We start from the raw sequence: 15,304 nt of genomic DNA, 5'->3' as shown, positions 1-15,304 counted from the left end.
CCATGAGCCGCGACAGTCCGCACGCGGCCCGATCCAACGGGAGGAAGACCCCATGCGTGTCCAGCCGACACTGCCACCGCGCTATCTGCGCACCCCGGATGCGGCCAATTTCGTTGGCCTGTCCATCCGCACCCTCGAAAAACACCGGAGTTGCGGCACCGGTCCGCTCTACCGCCAGCTTGGCGGCCGGATCGTCTACGCCGTCGAAGACCTCTGCGCCTGGGCCGATCTGAACGTCAGGCTCTCCACCGGGGACGGCGGTGGCATACCGATGCCGTCCGATCCTCGCGCCTATATCATCCGCTTGCAGGCGAAAGCCCGCAAGGCGCAGCGGAGTGCCGGACGATGATGCCGGCCGCCGATAGCTGGCGTCAGCCCGACCGCCGGTTTGTGGTCACGGGGGCGGCACGGCCCCGCGACATCCGCGATCTGATGGGACGCCCGTTCTTCGCACTGGGAAAAACGCCGCGCCTTACCCCGATCGATTATCAGGCGCGACATATCGCGATCATGGTGCGGGCTGAAAATGCCGGTGGTATGGCGACTGTCTGGGACGCCGACGTCCTGATCTGGCTGACCGGGCAGATCGTCGATGCGCTGAACCATGGATTGTGGGTGTCACGCCATGTGCGCTTCACACCATGGCGTCTGTTTCAGGATCTGGGATGGGCTTCGGGGCTGCACGAATATCATCGCCTTCGTGGTGCATTGGAGCGGCTGTCCACAACAACAGTCATGACGAACATCCGCCAGGGCACTGACTGGAGGAAAAGACCGTTCACCTGGATCAGTGATGTCCGGATATCCCGTGACGATGGCGTGGCCCTGACGCTGCCGGACTGGCTGATGGAAGCCGCCTGCGATCGCTCGCGCGTGCTGAGCGTTGATCCCGCCTATTTCTGCCTTCGTGGCGGTCTGGAGCGGTGGCTTTACCGCCTGGCGCGTCGGCATGCCGGGCGGCAGAAAGATGGATGGCGCTTCGATCTGGCGGAACTACACGCACGCTCGGGCAGCCTGACCCGGCGTCGCGATTTCATCGCAAAAATCCGCGCCATTGTCGTCAGCCAGATCATCCCCGGTTATGCGTTTCGCGTCATTTCTGGCGGAAAACAGGGAGTTTTATGCGCTGTTCCAACGAGTCAATCCACCGAGGGTGTGGATAACGATGTGAAACATGTCGTTGGATCAACGGCGCATCATATCGTGGGAGCGGCGGCGGATTTATCGTGGGATCATTGGCGAAAATCGGCGCAACGTGTTGTTTTCAAAAGCGGAATCAGCCCCGTAACTTATATAACTAATATAATAACTTATTATGTAGGGGATTTTGGTTTTTTCGCCCCTTTTCCGGCAGCCCGATCGGGGCATGGAAAAGAGGCTCGGGAAGCGGTCGCGGATCGCTTGGTCGGTGTCCCATGACCGCCCGCTCTTTCCGACCGGAGGACGCTGTCCTCACTACGGTCGAACTGACCTGGATCGAGAAGCGCATCGAACACTGGGTCCGCTTCGGCCATCCCATCGAGGATCGCATTCTGGATCGCAGGCGCAGGCTGATGAGTTTCACGCCGGACAGCGTGTTTGCGTTCATCCGGTGGGCCGCGAACGATTTCGGGACCGTCGCATCTTGCATCGACATCGTGCGCGCCGTGGGGGCTCAGGAAGCCTGCCAGACCGTGCCGTTCGTGCGCCCCGGTGGGGAGACCCTGCTGCGCCAAAGTGGCTGGCCAAAGGTGCGCCGGGTGCTGGAGGCCATCGACGGCGTAGAGGCGCTGGGGATCGATCCCGCCGCAGCCTGTCCCGATCACTGGCGGCATCTGCATCACCGGCTCACGGCAGCGCAGGAGCCACGTCCTTACACGTCAGAGCGCCATGAGGCATGGCTGCGCCGGAGGGCTGTGGCATGACGCATGGTCATTCCCCCATGGGTGACATCTCACCCCGCACACCCTTCCGCGTGCTGGACCTGTTCGCGGGTGCGGCTGGCGGCTGGACGCTGGGCCTGCACCGTGCGGGTTTCGTCACCGTCGCCGCCTGCGAGATCGTTCCATGGCGGCGCGTGCTCTACGCGGAGAACAATCCCCATGTCCGCCTCTACGACGATGTCCGGACCCTCACGGCAGGGCGACTTGTTTCCGACCTCGGTTTCCTGCCCGACCTCATCGCGGGCAGCCCGCCATGCCAGGACATCAGCAGCGCCAACACCAGGGGCAAAGGGATCGACGGCGCGCGGTCGGGCCTCTACCGCGAAGCCGTCCGCCTGGTCGGAGAATGCCGCCCTCGCTGGTTCGCTTTTGAGAACAGCGCTAACCTCCGAACTCGCGGTGCGGACCGGCTGCTCGATGCGCTGGAGGCGCTCGGCTACGCCTGCGAACCGTGCGTGGTGGGTGCTGGAGACGTCGGCGCCTGCCATGTCCGCAAGCGGTCCTGGCTCATCGGTTTCGACCCCCGGCAGCTTGCCGACACCGGTCTCGCAGTCGCAACAGGGCGGGATGCGGATGGAAGGGGGAGCGGGCGCGCGGGCGGCGATGAAGGCGTCGGGTCTTTACGATGTGTTCCGCACGGATCGTATGGCGACGCCACGGGCGTCGGATGCCGCGAAGGGTGGTCGGGGCGACGTGCTGGCGCAGATGACGGGGCAGGAGAACCGTCATGCGGGGATGCTGGGAACCCCGACTGCCAACCCTGCGCCACGGGGCAGCATGCTGCGTCGGTGCAAGGGGCGGATGACATCGGAGCAGGACGATTTCAACCGTACGCCGACGATCGGGGAAGCGCTGTATTTCGAGGAGCACCAGCCTCCCTGCGGGATGCTGCCCACACCGCTGGCGCCGAACGGGGGCCGCCGGCTCACCGCGCGGGAGATCGGGACGGGCCGTCGGGCGAACGGATCCAAGGCCCAGATCGACACGCCGAACCTGCTGCGGCACGCAGCACTGGAAACGCTACCGACACCCACGAAGCGGGACAGCCGGATGGACGGCTGGAGCGATGCCTACGACCGGAGGAAGTCGCCCACGATGGACGCGGTGATGGATGGAGCGATGACGGGCAGGGCACCCCCGGACCGCTGGGCGGGTGCACGGGCGCTGGCGGTCCTGCTGCGGAGCCATGGGCTGACTGGAACGGCGGCCCTGCCGCTCACCTACGGCTGGATGATGGGCTTTCCGCCTGGCTGGCTCGCACGCGCGTTGCGCTCGGCGATGGACGCCGGGCGTCTGCCGCCAGCCTCGTCGTCGAGGCGTTCGGCGACGCGGTCGTCCCGGACATCCCCGAAGCCATAGGCAACGCCATCCTGCGGGTCGAACTGGCGCTCGACATGGTCCTGGCGCGTGCGGCGGCCGGAGATGTGTCATGACCCGGCGCGGCTGGTTTTTCACCACATATTTCGCCGTACTCGGCGTGGGCGTTTCGCTGGCGTTTCATCCGGCCCCGCGCTGGGTCTGGAACGAGACGGCCAGTGTGCCGGTCGGGCTGTATCGCATCCAGTCCACCATGCCGGTCCGCGTCGGCGACATCGTCGCCATCCGCCTGCCCGAGCGCGAGGCGACGCTGCTGGCGATACGCGGTTACCTGCCGTTCGGCGTGCCGCTGCTCAAGCCTGTGGCAGCACTGGCGGGCCAGAGTGTCTGCCGCATCGGCACCCACATCACCATTGACGGCAAACCTGTTGGTGACGCGAAGACCGTCGATCATCGGGGTTGCAAGCTGCCGGTCTGGCAGGGCTGTCAGCGCCTCGGTCCGGGGCAGGTGTTTGTCATGAACGCCGCCGTGCCGACCAGTCTGGACGGGCGGTATTTCGGCGTCCTGTCGATGGACACCGTCATCGGGCGTGCCGTGCCGGTTCATGTCCGCATGGGCGAGGCGGAGCAACCGCCCCCGCATTTCGATCCCCTCCCGGATCTGCGCGATCCGGTGCGGGAACGGCCACTCCTTGGACCGCCCATGATGCTCGTGAAACCGGGCGAACCGCCCATCGAATGATGATCGTAAAGCACACGGATTTTCCATCATCCCTATCATTTCCGAAAGGATTTTTCCCATGACCCAGATCGGATTTTTTACCCGCACTGCCGATGGATTTGCCGGACGGGTGCGTACCCTGTCGCTGGATGCCGAACTGACCTTCGTGCCAGCGGAAAACAATGGCGCGGAGCATGCGCCGGATTATCGCATCCATCTCGGTGACGGGGATTCCGGACCGGAGATCGGTGCCGGGTGGACCCGCACCGGGGAACGTGCCGGCGAATATATTTCCATCGTGCTGGATGACCCCACGTTCCCGCAGCCGCTCCGCGCCACGCTGTTCCAGGTCGGACGCGGTGGGCGTGAGTGGCAACTGGCGTGGAACCGGCCCGCGAAACGCCCGGGAGGTCGGGAATGAGGCGCCGGTTTTTCGTGTCCGCCGGCATGCTGGCCATGCTCTCGCTGACACTCTCGCCGACCATCGTCCGCGCACAAGATTGGGACGATCTGGTGCGTCAGGCGGCGGAACGGAATGCGATCCCGGCAACGTGGGTGCGGGCGGTTCTGCGGGCCGAAAGCGCCGGCGATCCGCATGCGGTTTCGGGTGCTGGTGCGATGGGGCTGATGCAGCTCATGCCCGGCACCTGGAAGGAGGTCCGGCGCACGCTCAATCTGGGTGCCGATCCCTTCGATCCGCGTGACAATATCGCGGCCGGGGCAGCCTATCTGCGATGGCTGCACGACCGCTACGGTGATGCCGGTTTCCTTGCCGCCTACAATGCCGGACCAACCCGTTACGACGACTATCTGACGACTGGCCGACCGCTTCCAGGAGAGACGGTTTCCTACGTGGAATTCGTCACACAGCTGATGAAAAAACCATCGTCTGACTTCCAGCTTCCCGTTTCTTTTTTTTCCTTTCCTGCTCGCTCCTGGGTGACGGCCGGGCTCTTCGTTTCCGGCCAGTCCGATGGGTTTCGGACGACCACTTCACGTCGTGTCGCTGTTCCCGAGAACCTCTTCGCGGGGCATGTCGGGGAGAGGTCCGGCATCGTCCCACTGAGGGGATCGGATCAGGTCCAGTGAGGCGTGAGAACCCCGGAAAGCCAACAGAAAAGGGAGGGCTGGATAAAAGGCCGCACATCGCGGCTCGGTTGGGGTGGCGGTTTTTCGGGGTTTTTGAAGTCTTGTTGCGAGGTGCGTGGAAATTCCATACCTCGCGTCGAGGCGTCATCTCTTTGATCCGAGGCGATCTTTCGTGCGGTGCAGGGCAGTTTTCATGAATAGGGACGAGGAATTTCGCATCCGGTCAGGGCGCATCCGCTCTGCCCGCGCCCGGCAGGCGCGGCCTTTCGTGACGCAGGTGCTGGCGTCGGTGCAGCGGGCCGGTGGCAGGGTGTCCCGCGCGGGGAAAATCGGTGCCGGGCGTCGCTCCAGTTTCGGGCGTGGGAGGGCCGCCGCTCATGCGGCCAATCGCCTGCTCACCAGCCGCTCACGGGGCGTCGTCATCAAGGCCCGTGTCGTGCGCCATGCCCCGCGCGCCACACCATTGGCAGCACACCTGCGGTATCTCCGTCGGGAGGGTGTGACGCGGGACGGGGAGGACGCGCGCCTGTTCGGCAGGGACAGTGACGACATCCGCGCCTCGGACTTCGCGGAACGCTGCGATGACGACCGCCACCATTTCCGCTTCATCGTCTCCCCGGAGGACGCACCGGAGATGTCGGACCTGCGGGCTTTCGCGCGGGATCTGATGGGGCAGATGGAAACCGATCTCGGTACGAAACTGGACTGGGTTGCCGTCGATCACTGGAACACAGCACATCCCCATTTGCATGTTATCGTTCGGGGTGTCGCGGAGGACGGTTCCGACCTGGTGATCGCGCGGGATTATATTCGCGAGGGGATGCGCGCCCGTGCCCAGGATCTCGTGACGCTGGAACTCGGGCCACGCACCGATCATGATATCCATCAGGCGGTCGAACGGCAGGTGAATGCCGACCGCTGGACCCCGCTTGACCGTCAGCTTCAGAGGGACGGCGGGGAAGATGGTGTCATCGCTCTTGGGCGCGCGTCGGGCGAAACGCCGGACGCCTTCGCCACGGTGAAGCTGGGTCGCCTGCGCCGCCTGGAAACCATGGGGCTGGCGCACCAGGTCGGGCCGGATCGCTGGCGGATGGACGAGAGTGCGGAAGCGACGCTGCGGGAGATCAGCGAGCGCAACGACATCATCAAGCGCATCCACCGGGGGTTGGCGGAACAGAAAATCGATCGCGCCGCGTCCTCTTGGGTGCTGGCGGATGAGGACACCACCGATCCCGTCATTGGACGACTGGTCGATCGAGGCCTCGATGACGAACTGCGCGGCACGGCCTATGCGGTGATCGACGGAATTGATGGTCGCACGCACCATGTCCGCCTGCCGCACCTCGAAGCCGCAGGTGATGGGTCGGTCGGTTCGATTGTCGAACTGCGGCGTTTCACCGACAAACAGGGACGTGATCGTATCGCGCTGGCTGTGCGTTCGGACGTCACGCTGGAGCGGCAGGTGATGGCGCAGGGGGCCACCTGGCTCGACCGGCAGGCCATCGCGCGGGAGCCTCTTGCCCTGGCGTCCACGGGGTTCGGCGCCGAGATCAAAGAGGCGATGGAAAAGCGGACGGATCATCTGGTGGAGCAGGGGCTGGCCAGCCGCGACGGCGGAAGCATCCGCTACGCCCGGAACCTGATCGCCACGCTGCGCCAGCGGGAGCTGGACGCGCTGGGCCGGAGCCTTGCCGGGACGGCACGGATGCCGTTCCGGCGGAGCGGGGAAGGCGATCCCGTCACGGGCACCTATCGTGAGCGTTTCAACCTGGCGTCGGGGCGGTTCGCTATGATCGACGACGGGCTGGGGTTTGAGTTGGTGCCGTGGGCGCCGTCGTTGGAAAAACAGCGCGGGCGGGAGGTGTCCGGCATCATGCGCGGTGATGGCGGGATTGACTGGTCTTTTGCGCGCAAACGGGGGCTGGGTCTATGATCAGGAAGGACAGGGATTACGGGCCTCCTGCTTTGGAGCATCAAGCCGACATAAGTTACCCTTTAATCAGGCTCAGATGGTCGACAGTTACTCACCCGCAAGAGATACTTAAAACGCTTCACGCTGTCTTCCAGGCGGTCCTGTATAGGGTCGCGGCGACGGCAGCCCGGTCGGTTGGTCGAGGAAGCTAATATCGCGCCGTCGAATTGCATTATGTTCTACTCGTTTGGGAGAGCGTCGTGTCGAAAGAGCTTGGTAAGACCCAGATAAAGCTGCAAGCCGTATCGTACGTTTTGCTTTGTATTCTGCAAAAGCTTGATGAAGCACAGCCGGACCTCATAACGGACGTCCTGAGTGGCGTGAGGGCGGATCGGGAGGCGTCATTCGAGCAGTCTCCCGTTGGCCTTCCAATTTTCGACGAAGCTATAAAGTTCCTGGAGCGCGCCAACAAGCAGAACAGGACTTAGCATCGCCCCCATATGGCAAGATCCAGCGTGAGCGTTTGCCAGGCTTGTGTTCCAGGAGCGACCCTCGGCTTCAAAAACAACTATGTCGAAATAGTCTGGAAGGCGGCAGCTGTTTGATATTTTGTCCTCTCATTTCTCCATACGCTCATAGTACGCTGGCGTGACCCCGGTAGAGCGCTTCAAATGGCGCGTCAGATGCGCCTGATCGGCGAACCCACATTCGGCGGCGGTGTCCGCAATAGGACAACCGGCGTCAAGGAGCCGTCGAGCTTGGGCGAGGCGTCGTTCCATGACATAGCGATGCGGCGTTACGCCGAGGCTTTGCCGGAACGCCCGAACCAGAAATCCAACGGACAATTCAAGCTCCGCTGCCAGTCGGGCAATTGCCAACCGTTCGCCCATGTGACGGTCGATCAACCTGTCGATCGCGGCCAAACGAGCCGCCGTGATCCAGGGTGCAGCAGCCTTCCCGGAGGTAAAATGACGGAGGAGGACGGCGGCAAGGATATCCGGTTCCGACGCGATCTCCCGTTCCCCGGAGAGCAGCCTGCGCCGCAATGAACAGGCGGCCGCCACGGCGTCCGGGTCGACAATGGCGTTCAACGGTCGCTCTCTGGCATCCCGATGCCCTATCATGACGGGCGGCATACCGCGCAGGACGAGGTATTCACCGCCTTCGTCCGAGCGGGAAAACACCGGACATTTGCCTGGCACCCAGGACAAGGTATTGGGGCGTCGCAGGAAGGAGCGCGCCTTCCCGGTTCCGATCGCATCCATGCCGCTCTGCGGCTCGAAGGCGAAGCCGATCACAGCGCGATCAGAGGTTGCCTGCACATCGTAGGCCGCCTTGGGCCACAACTCGACCACCCAGTTTTCTGTCTCAAGCCTTCTGACCGTTTTCGCCATGTGCATTTTGTTCAAGACCCGTCCCCTGGCTTCGATAGTAACGGTCACGGACAGGAAAAGGAGAAGAAAATGCGCGTTCTTGGTCTTCTGGGTGGAATGAGCTGGGAAAGCACGGCGATCTACTATCGGCTGCTGAACGAGGGCGTCCGGGCGCGAAAGGGTGGTCTGCACTCGGCCCCCTTGCTGCTCTGGTCTCCGGATTTCGCGCCGATCGCGGAACGTCAACGTGAAGATGACTGGTCGGCGCTCACAGAGCAGTTAAGCCGGGCCGGTCAGCATTTGAAACGGTCAGGCGCTGAGGCATTGCTGATCTGTAGCAACACCATGCATTGTCTCCATGAGGCCATCGAACAGGCGGCGGAGATCCCGGCACTGCATATCGCGGACGCGACTGGTGAAGCGTTGCAACGCGCCGGCTGCAAACACCCCGTGCTTCTTGCGACCCGTTTCACGATGGAGCGCGAATTCTACACGAAACGCCTGCGCGATTTGTTCGGGATCACGGCCAGGATTCCCGATGGGGATGCGCGGATCGGCATTCATCGCATTATCTATGAAGAACTTTGCCGGGGTATCATACGCGATGAAAGCCGAGAGCATTATAGAAATGCCGTCCGCCGAATGCAGACGGAAGGGGCCGATAGTGTCATTCTTGGATGCACGGAGATCGCCATGCTTATCTCTCAGGACGATATAGACTTGCCGATTTTTGATACCACCGCGATTCATGCTGATATGGGCGTTTACTGGATGCTGGACTGAGAAGCGTCATTGTCGTTCGGATGTCTCGATTAGGTTTAACAGTCCGTCGGTATAGTGGGCAGGTAGGCCGACTTTGCGGCCAACTTCGCGGAGTTTTTCGCGATACTCATTGCTGGTGACGCCTCTTTCCGGAGGTATCGGCAGATTGAAACAAAGGGCTGCGATGCTTGTGCTATCGGAGAGGCGGGCCAAGACAGCTTCTGCCCGGTAGGAGGCGACGCTTTCGTCGGCGTAAAGACGGTCGATATCGTTGTGAGTCAGGTCCATGACTATTCCATGCACTGAACCAGATATGTCAGGGACAAGAGTAGCGCGCTTTCCAATACGAAGCGCCATTCCCGCGACCTCAGCCGGTCGAGGGTTCGCGGGTTCAAATCCTTGCCTCCGTAGGACATCCGCATCCATGAACAGGCCGTAGAAGAAAATCGAAATGTGACGTGAAATCATGTCCGCTCTCACTTCAATTTTTGTTCGCTCTGGTTCCAGTGCCGCCATCAGCGGAATAGCAGAACGCTGGTGTCCGGCCGGAAACGGAGAAGGAGATCCATATCGCGACGGTTCATCGACACCAGGATGGCATTTTGCTCGCGGGCGCTGAGGAAGAGCAGGGTGTCATTAATCAGCTTCCGGCGCAGGCCCTCCTGGCAGCACGCTTCCGCTGACGTCAGCGTGCTCTTGGGCTTTGCGAGATGCTGCGTCCGAGCCAGAATACCGGCGATCATGCCCGCTTCGGCCCAGGTTTCCGCGCTGGGGGCCACGATATCCGTTCGGTCGATTGTGTCGAGCATATCCAGCACGACTTTGCGGTTGTGCGGCGTGGCGGGATGAGTCGGATCGAGGATGCCTGCGCTGATGGCAAGCTCGCTACATGCGACGCCGCTATGCAGAATCCTCCGGCTGGCCACGAAGGCAGCCAGATCCGGCGCGAGCTTTCCCTGAAGGCGTCGCAGATAGAAATTCGTGTCGAGCATGACCGGCAGGTCCGGCGGCTGGGCCGTGATGTCGAACGGAAGCTCTGTGTCGGGTCGGCGTGCCATCGCCCGTGCATAGGCGTCGGGGTCATGCTGTCGTGCAATGTCGGCGGCGGTTTCGTTGCCGCGCGATCCTGCTGGCGTCTTCACGATGAATGCTTATACCGCGAGTTCAAAATCGTCCGTGACCGTGTCCTGGCTCTCCATGAGCCATGTCTTGAACCGATCTGGCGCTGCCGCCATCGCCAGGCTGGCGTTGATGACGTCGGCATCGTTGGTCAGTCCGAACCGCTTCCGGGCTGCATCCATCACGCCGGGATCGACACGCGTGGAAATCTTCTTCGAGCGGACGCCGGTGACGACACCCTGGTGCGTCAGGAAGACAACCGCGCGTGCAACCGACGGATCGCGCGCCATCAGGCTCGCGAACGCCTTGCTTTTGAACACCCGTATAATGTCGCTTTCCACGGTCGGCTGGCTGGTTTTCCCACGCCGGCGCGCCGGGCGGGCAGCAGGACCGATGCTGGCCGGTGCAGTCACACCGGATTTGGTAGCACCTTGCTGTCGGCTCGTATGTGCCATCGGAGTCTCCCTTATGTCGGACGTTTCTACCATAAATGTCCGACATATGCACGATTCAAGTGGAGATCGCCCGGCTCAAAGCGTCGGGAATTCATCGCTCAGGAAGCCGTGCTGCAAGTGCAATGCGTTCAGTGCATCAATCACAGGGTCGAGCTTCCTCCGTTCCTCCGTGCCTAGTTGATCAACTGCATCGTCAGACCGAGGCGGGTTCTGCGGTCCAGTCATGGCTCGACTCCTTCCGAGAGATATCCCGCGCATGATGGGCGGGTTTGGCTGTAGCCCGCAACGCGCAAGTATTTCTTCGCTCCTGCCCGCTCGGGTACGATGGGTGCCGGATCATGCTTGCGCCCTGGAAAGCGCCGGTTCTTCGCTGTCTCCCATGACAGGGGGAGGGATCGATGGACCAGCCGGGAACACGTATCCAGTGGGGGCAGGCGCTGCTGGTCCTGTCCATGATCGTGCTGTCCTGGTGGACGGCGACACAATGGACGGCCTGGGAACTCGCGTTCCAACCGGAACTCGGTCAACCGTGGTTCACGGTTCTGCATCGTTGGCCGGTCTACGCTCCGCCGCTTTTTTTCTGGTGGTGGTACGAGTTCGACGCCTACGCCCCGGCGGTCTTCGCGCGGGGTGCCTGGATCGCGGGTTCGGGCGGGGTACTGGCCTTCGCAGCCGCCGTGGCGCTGTCCGTCCACCGCGCCCGCGAGGCGAAGCGCGCCGCGACCTATGGGTCCGCTCGCTGGGCCGAGGACGCGGAAATCCGCGCGGCGGGGCTGCTGGGCGAGGATGGGGTGGTGCTGGGAAAATACCGCCGGGCCTATCTCCGGCACGATGGTCCCGAGCATGTCCTGACCTTCGCGCCGACGCGTACGGGTAAGGGTGTAGGCATGGTGATCCCCACACTTCTGACCTGGCCGGGCTCGGCCATCATCCATGACATCAAGGGTGAGAACTGGCAGATCACCGCCGGTTTCCGTGCCCGCTTCGGACGTGTGCTGCTGTTCGACCCCACCAATCCGGCGTCCTCGGCCTACAACCCGCTGCTGGAGGTGCGGCGTGGGGCATCGGAGGTCCGCGACGTGCAGAACATCGCCGATATTCTGGTCGATCCGGAGGGTTCGCTGGAGCGGCGTAACCACTGGGAGAAAACCTCCCACGCCCTGCTGGTCGGTGCGATCCTGCATGTGCTCTATGCCGAGGAAGACAAGACCCTCGCCGGGGTGGCGAAATTCCTTTCCGACCCGAAGCGGTCGATCGAGGCAACTCTGTCCGCCATGATGCGCACGAACCATCTGGACGGGAAGGGGCCGCATCCCGTCGTGGCCTCAACGGCACGGGAACTGCTCAACAAATCGGACAACGAGCGCTCCGGCGTGCTGTCCACCGCCATGTCGTTTCTCGGCCTCTACCGCGATCCGGTGGTGGCCACCGTGACCAGTCGCTGCGAATGGCGGATCGGCGATCTGCTGGACGGCGAACGGCCTGTTTCCCTGTATTTCGTCATCCCGCCCTCGGATATCAGCCGCACCAAGCCTCTGATCCGCCTGATCCTCAACCAGATCGGGCGGCGGCTGACGGAGGATCTGTCCGGTCGGGCGGGGCGGCGTCGCCTGCTGCTGATGCTCGACGAGTTTCCTGCTCTCGGCAGGCTGGACTTCTTCGAGAGCGCGCTCGCCTTCATGGCGGGCTACGGGATCAAGGCGTTCCTGATCGCGCAGTCCCTTAACCAGATCGACAAGGCGTACGGTCAGAACAACAGTATTCTCGACAACTGCCATGTCCGAGTATCCTTCGCTACGAACGACGAACGTACAGCAAAGCGCGTGTCCGACGGTCTGGGTGTGGCCACCGAGATCCGGTCGCAGAAGAACTATGCCGGCCATCGGCTGTCGCCTTGGCTTGGGCATCTCATGGTCTCGCGCCAGGAGAGCGCGCGGCCCCTGATGACGGTGGGCGAAGTCATGCAGATTCCGGCACGGGAGGAGGTGGTCATGGTGGCGGGCTGCCCACCGATCCGGGCACGGAAGGCGCGATATTTCCGGGATCGCCGCTTCGTCGAGCGCATCCTGCCGCCGCCCGATCCTGCACAATTGCCACGGCCTGTCCGGCCCGATGACTGGAGTGGTCGTCCGTCTCCTGTCACCCCGCCACCGGAGCAGGTGGGGGCGTCGGCAGCACCGGATAAACCCGACGACGCCGATAGTGATGAATCCCTCGGCACGGGACGGAAATGGTCGCGTGAGCATGATCCGACGGATGTCGGCAAACACAAGAAGCGTACAGATCCTGACCTCTTTGGCGAGGAACTGCCACCGGATCCGGAAGCACGGGATCGTGCCGACCTGACGCGGATCGGCCGGCAGGCCGGCCTCGACCGTGGCAATGACCTTGGGCTGTGAGGGCGTGATGAGAACATCCCCCAAGAAGGCGCGGCTGTCGGTCTATCTGGAACCGAAGCTGCTGGATGCCCTGACCGCGCACGCGGCGCGGCGCGATCTGTCCCTGTCCCTGGTGGCGGAGGCCGCCATTGCATCCTTCCTGTCGCCCGATGCCGATGAGCGGCGGGAAGCGGCGATGAGCCGCAGGCTGGATCGTCTCGACCGGCAGGTCGCTCGCATGGAGCGCGATCTCGGGATCAGCCTTGAGACGCTGGCCCTGTTCATCCGCTACTGGATGACGGTCAGCCCGGCCTTGCCGGAACCAGCGGCCGCTGCGGCACGGGCACAAGGGGCGGAACGCTACGAGGCGTTCGTGGCAGCCCTTGGGCGACGACTTAGCCGGGGGCCATTTTTCCGGCATGAGATCCCGGAGGATGTACCTCCCACATCAGAATCATGATGTCCGCAGCCAGCAAGTAAAAACCGCATCCGTTACGATCCTGTACGATCGCAGGAAAACGCTGTTGAAAACGGGAGAAAACAGCACTCTCTAATGATCCCCGTCGTCGTCCGGAAAAGCCGGATGACCCAAACGGACGGGGATTCCCATGGCGGTTACACCGATTGAAAATGGTGCCCGACAGCGCGGCATGTCCATGCTGCGCACGGCGATGGGACCGGCGATTGCGGGGCATTTGGCGGACCCAGCAGTGGTCGAGGTGATGCTCAATCCCGATGGGCGGTTGTGGACCGACCGCTTGTCCGAGGGGCTGGGCGATACGGGCGACAGGATTGCACCTGCCGATGCCGAGCGCATCGTGCGTCTGGTGGCCCATCATGTTGGGGCCGAGGTGCATGAAGCGGCACCGCGCGTATCGGCCGAACTACCAACCGGCGAACGGTTCGAGGGGTTACTGCCGCCCGTGGTGACGGCCCCCAGTTTCGCGATCCGCAAGCCCGCCGTGGCCGTGTTCACACTCGACGATTATGTCGCCGCCGGAATCATGACGGAGGGGCAGGCGGTGTTTCTGCGCCGCGCTGTCGTGGAACGGAAAAACATTCTGGTCGCGGGCGGGACCAGCACGGGCAAGACCACGTTGGTCAATGCCCTGTTGGCCGAAGTCGCGAAAACCGATGACCGTGTCGTGCTGATCGAGGATACGCGCGAACTGCAATGCACAGCACCCAATCTCATAGCGCTGCGGACCCGCGAAGGTGTCATCACGCTGTCGGACCTCGTCCGCTCTGGTCTCCGCCTGCGCCCCGACCGTATCCCCATCGGTGAGGTACGTGGGGCTGAAGCCCTTGATCTGGTCAAGGCATGGGGCACCGGGCATCCCGGCGGCATCGGCACGCTGCATGCCGGATCGGTGCTCGCCGCCCTGTATCGGCTGGAACAGTTGATCCAGGAGGCGGTGGTCACGGTGCCGCGCGCCATGATCGCTGAAACGATCGACGTCATCGCGGTCCTGTCCGGGCGCGGCAATTCCCGCCGCCTGTCCGAACTGGCTGAAATCGAGGGCCTCGATCCCACGACCGGAACCTATCGCATCCGTCCGGTCAGCCTCTCGTCTCCCGAAACATCCTTTGCTGCCAATGGAGAATCATCATGATGCCGCCTTCACGTCTGCGCGCCATCGTATGCGCTGTCGCACGTCCCGACCGGCATGTGCCGGATCTTCGTGTGTTCGGAACCTCCATGCTGCTGTCGCTTGCTTTCGCGTCATCGGCATGGGCGTCAGGATCCAGCATGCCGTGGGAAACGCCGCTGAACGAGATTCTGGAATCCGTGCAGGGGCCGGTGGCGAAGATCATCTCGGTCATCATTATCACCGTGACCGGTCTGACCCTGGCCTTCGGGGAAACATCCGGCGGGTTTCGCCGCCTGATTCAGATTGTCTTTGGGCTAAGCATCGCTTTTGCGGCGTCGAGCTTCTTTCTGTCGTTCTTCTCCTTCTCCGGTGGAGCACTGATCTGATGGCGGGATATGACGATGATGCCGTGCCGGGCTTCCATGTCCCGGTGCATCGCTCGCTGACCGACCCGATCCTGCTGGGCGGGGCGCCCCGTGCCGTGGCCATCGCCAATGGCACGCTGGCGGCAGCGATCGCGCTGGGCCTGCGGCTCTGGCTGATCGGGGCCGTGTTCTGGATCGTTGGCCATGGGCTCGCGGTCTGGGGGGCGAAACGCGATCCTTTCTTCATTGAGGTGGGGCGGCGGCATCTGCGTTATCCCGCCTGGCTGCGGGCGTAGGGA

General features: G+C 63.0%; 19 protein-coding genes and 1 pseudogene. 15 read left to right on the top strand and 5 right to left on the bottom strand.

The genetic code is table 11. The features are described 5' to 3' along the window. The first annotated feature begins 52 nt into the window (after positions 1-52). The 9 genes and pseudogenes from GDIA_RS04870 to GDIA_RS04825 all read left to right on the top strand — a co-directional run bounded on the left by GDIA_RS04870 (position 53) and on the right by GDIA_RS04825 (position 6,982). Positions 53-349 (top strand): helix-turn-helix transcriptional regulator, encoded by a 297-nt coding sequence (locus tag GDIA_RS04870; RefSeq protein WP_012553482.1) that lies wholly within the window; start codon positions 53-55, stop codon positions 347-349. Then, complete coding sequence (locus GDIA_RS04865) at positions 346-1,419, top strand: replication initiator protein A (RefSeq protein WP_012553481.1); 1,074 nt, start codon at positions 346-348, stop codon at positions 1,417-1,419. Before GDIA_RS04870 ends, GDIA_RS04865 begins: the two co-directional genes overlap by 4 nt. Then, positions 1,416-1,904: a DUF2840 domain-containing protein gene (locus GDIA_RS04860; RefSeq protein WP_012553480.1), complete on the top strand. Its 489-nt coding sequence runs from the start codon at positions 1,416-1,418 to the stop codon at positions 1,902-1,904. Before GDIA_RS04865 ends, GDIA_RS04860 begins: the two co-directional genes overlap by 4 nt. After that, a pseudogene (locus tag GDIA_RS19880) lies at positions 1,877-2,386 on the top strand (DNA cytosine methyltransferase); the annotation flags it as partial. The gene GDIA_RS04860 and the pseudogene GDIA_RS19880, both read left to right, overlap by 28 nt. A 181-nt stretch (positions 2,387-2,567) precedes the next feature. Next, entirely contained in the window at positions 2,568-3,281 is a 714-nt protein-coding gene (locus tag GDIA_RS19620) for a hypothetical protein (protein WP_244455104.1), read from the top strand. A 70-nt stretch (positions 3,282-3,351) separates the two neighbouring features. After that, positions 3,352-3,981 carry a S26 family signal peptidase gene (locus tag GDIA_RS04840; RefSeq protein ID WP_012553478.1) on the top strand — a complete coding sequence of 210 codons (630 nt, stop codon included), beginning with the start codon at positions 3,352-3,354 and terminating at the stop codon, positions 3,979-3,981. A gap of 58 nt (positions 3,982-4,039) precedes the next feature. Further along, positions 4,040-4,381: a DUF736 domain-containing protein gene (locus GDIA_RS04835; RefSeq protein WP_012553477.1), complete on the top strand. Its 342-nt coding sequence runs from the start codon at positions 4,040-4,042 to the stop codon at positions 4,379-4,381. Continuing rightward, a complete protein-coding gene (locus GDIA_RS04830) occupies positions 4,378-5,049 on the top strand; it encodes a lytic transglycosylase domain-containing protein (protein WP_012553476.1) in 672 nt (223 codons plus the stop codon). Before GDIA_RS04835 ends, GDIA_RS04830 begins: the two co-directional genes overlap by 4 nt. Before the next feature lie 193 nt (positions 5,050-5,242). Beyond that, positions 5,243-6,982 carry a relaxase/mobilization nuclease domain-containing protein gene (locus tag GDIA_RS04825; RefSeq protein WP_012553475.1) on the top strand — a complete coding sequence of 580 codons (1,740 nt, stop codon included), beginning with the start codon at positions 5,243-5,245 and terminating at the stop codon, positions 6,980-6,982. A gap of 596 nt (positions 6,983-7,578) precedes the next feature. Here GDIA_RS04825 and GDIA_RS04815 read toward each other — a convergent pair. After that, positions 7,579-8,355: a helix-turn-helix domain-containing protein gene (locus tag GDIA_RS04815; RefSeq protein ID WP_049762866.1), complete on the bottom strand. Its 777-nt coding sequence runs from the start codon at positions 8,353-8,355 to the stop codon at positions 7,579-7,581. 69 nt (positions 8,356-8,424) lie between these two features. Here GDIA_RS04815 and GDIA_RS04810 point away from each other — a divergent pair, with 69 nt between their 5' ends. After that, on the top strand, positions 8,425-9,117 hold the full coding sequence (locus GDIA_RS04810; protein ID WP_012553472.1) for an aspartate/glutamate racemase family protein: 693 nt from the start codon (positions 8,425-8,427) through the stop codon (positions 9,115-9,117). Between the two features lie 6 nt (positions 9,118-9,123). On the opposite strand, the gene GDIA_RS18360 is transcribed toward GDIA_RS04810, so the two are convergent. The 4 genes from GDIA_RS18360 to GDIA_RS19405 form a co-directional block, all read right to left on the bottom strand. Then, entirely contained in the window at positions 9,124-9,522 is a 399-nt protein-coding gene (locus GDIA_RS18360; RefSeq protein ID WP_244455130.1) for a gamma-glutamylcyclotransferase family protein, read from the bottom strand. 89 nt (positions 9,523-9,611) lie between these two features. Then, entirely contained in the window at positions 9,612-10,238 is a 627-nt protein-coding gene (locus GDIA_RS04805; protein WP_012553470.1) for a type II toxin-antitoxin system VapC family toxin, read from the bottom strand. 9 nt (positions 10,239-10,247) lie between these two features. After that, positions 10,248-10,670, bottom strand: a complete 423-nt coding sequence (locus GDIA_RS04800) for a hypothetical protein (protein WP_012553469.1) — start codon at positions 10,668-10,670, stop codon at positions 10,248-10,250. 75 nt (positions 10,671-10,745) lie between these two features. Further along, positions 10,746-10,895 (bottom strand): hypothetical protein, encoded by a 150-nt coding sequence (locus tag GDIA_RS19405; protein WP_169307521.1) that lies wholly within the window; start codon positions 10,893-10,895, stop codon positions 10,746-10,748. Positions 10,896-11,068: 173 nt separating this feature from the next. Between GDIA_RS19405 and GDIA_RS04795 the strand changes: the two genes are divergently transcribed. The 5 genes from GDIA_RS04795 (at position 11,069) to GDIA_RS04775 (ending at position 15,301) form a co-directional block, all read left to right on the top strand. After that, positions 11,069-13,069: a conjugal transfer protein TraG gene (locus tag GDIA_RS04795; protein WP_012553468.1), complete on the top strand. Its 2,001-nt coding sequence runs from the start codon at positions 11,069-11,071 to the stop codon at positions 13,067-13,069. 7 nt (positions 13,070-13,076) lie between these two features. Further along, complete coding sequence (locus GDIA_RS04790) at positions 13,077-13,508, top strand: ribbon-helix-helix protein, CopG family (protein WP_012553467.1); 432 nt, start codon at positions 13,077-13,079, stop codon at positions 13,506-13,508. 148 nt (positions 13,509-13,656) lie between these two features. Then, positions 13,657-14,661, top strand: a complete 1,005-nt coding sequence (trbB, locus tag GDIA_RS04785) for a P-type conjugative transfer ATPase TrbB (protein WP_012553466.1) — start codon at positions 13,657-13,659, stop codon at positions 14,659-14,661. Then, entirely contained in the window at positions 14,658-15,026 is a 369-nt protein-coding gene (locus GDIA_RS04780) for a TrbC/VirB2 family type IV secretion system protein (protein WP_081434701.1), read from the top strand. Before trbB ends, GDIA_RS04780 begins: the two co-directional genes overlap by 4 nt. Next, positions 15,026-15,301 (top strand): VirB3 family type IV secretion system protein, encoded by a 276-nt coding sequence (locus GDIA_RS04775; protein WP_012553464.1) that lies wholly within the window; start codon positions 15,026-15,028, stop codon positions 15,299-15,301. The genes GDIA_RS04780 and GDIA_RS04775 overlap by 1 nt, the downstream gene beginning before the upstream one ends. The last annotated feature ends 3 nt before the right edge of the window (positions 15,302-15,304 follow it).

The sequence above is a fragment of the Gluconacetobacter diazotrophicus PA1 5 genome (assembly GCF_000021325.1).
In the GTDB taxonomy this organism is placed as follows: Bacteria; Pseudomonadota; Alphaproteobacteria; order Acetobacterales; family Acetobacteraceae; genus Gluconacetobacter; species Gluconacetobacter diazotrophicus.
This window is presented reverse-complemented; position numbering and strand designations above follow the sequence as displayed.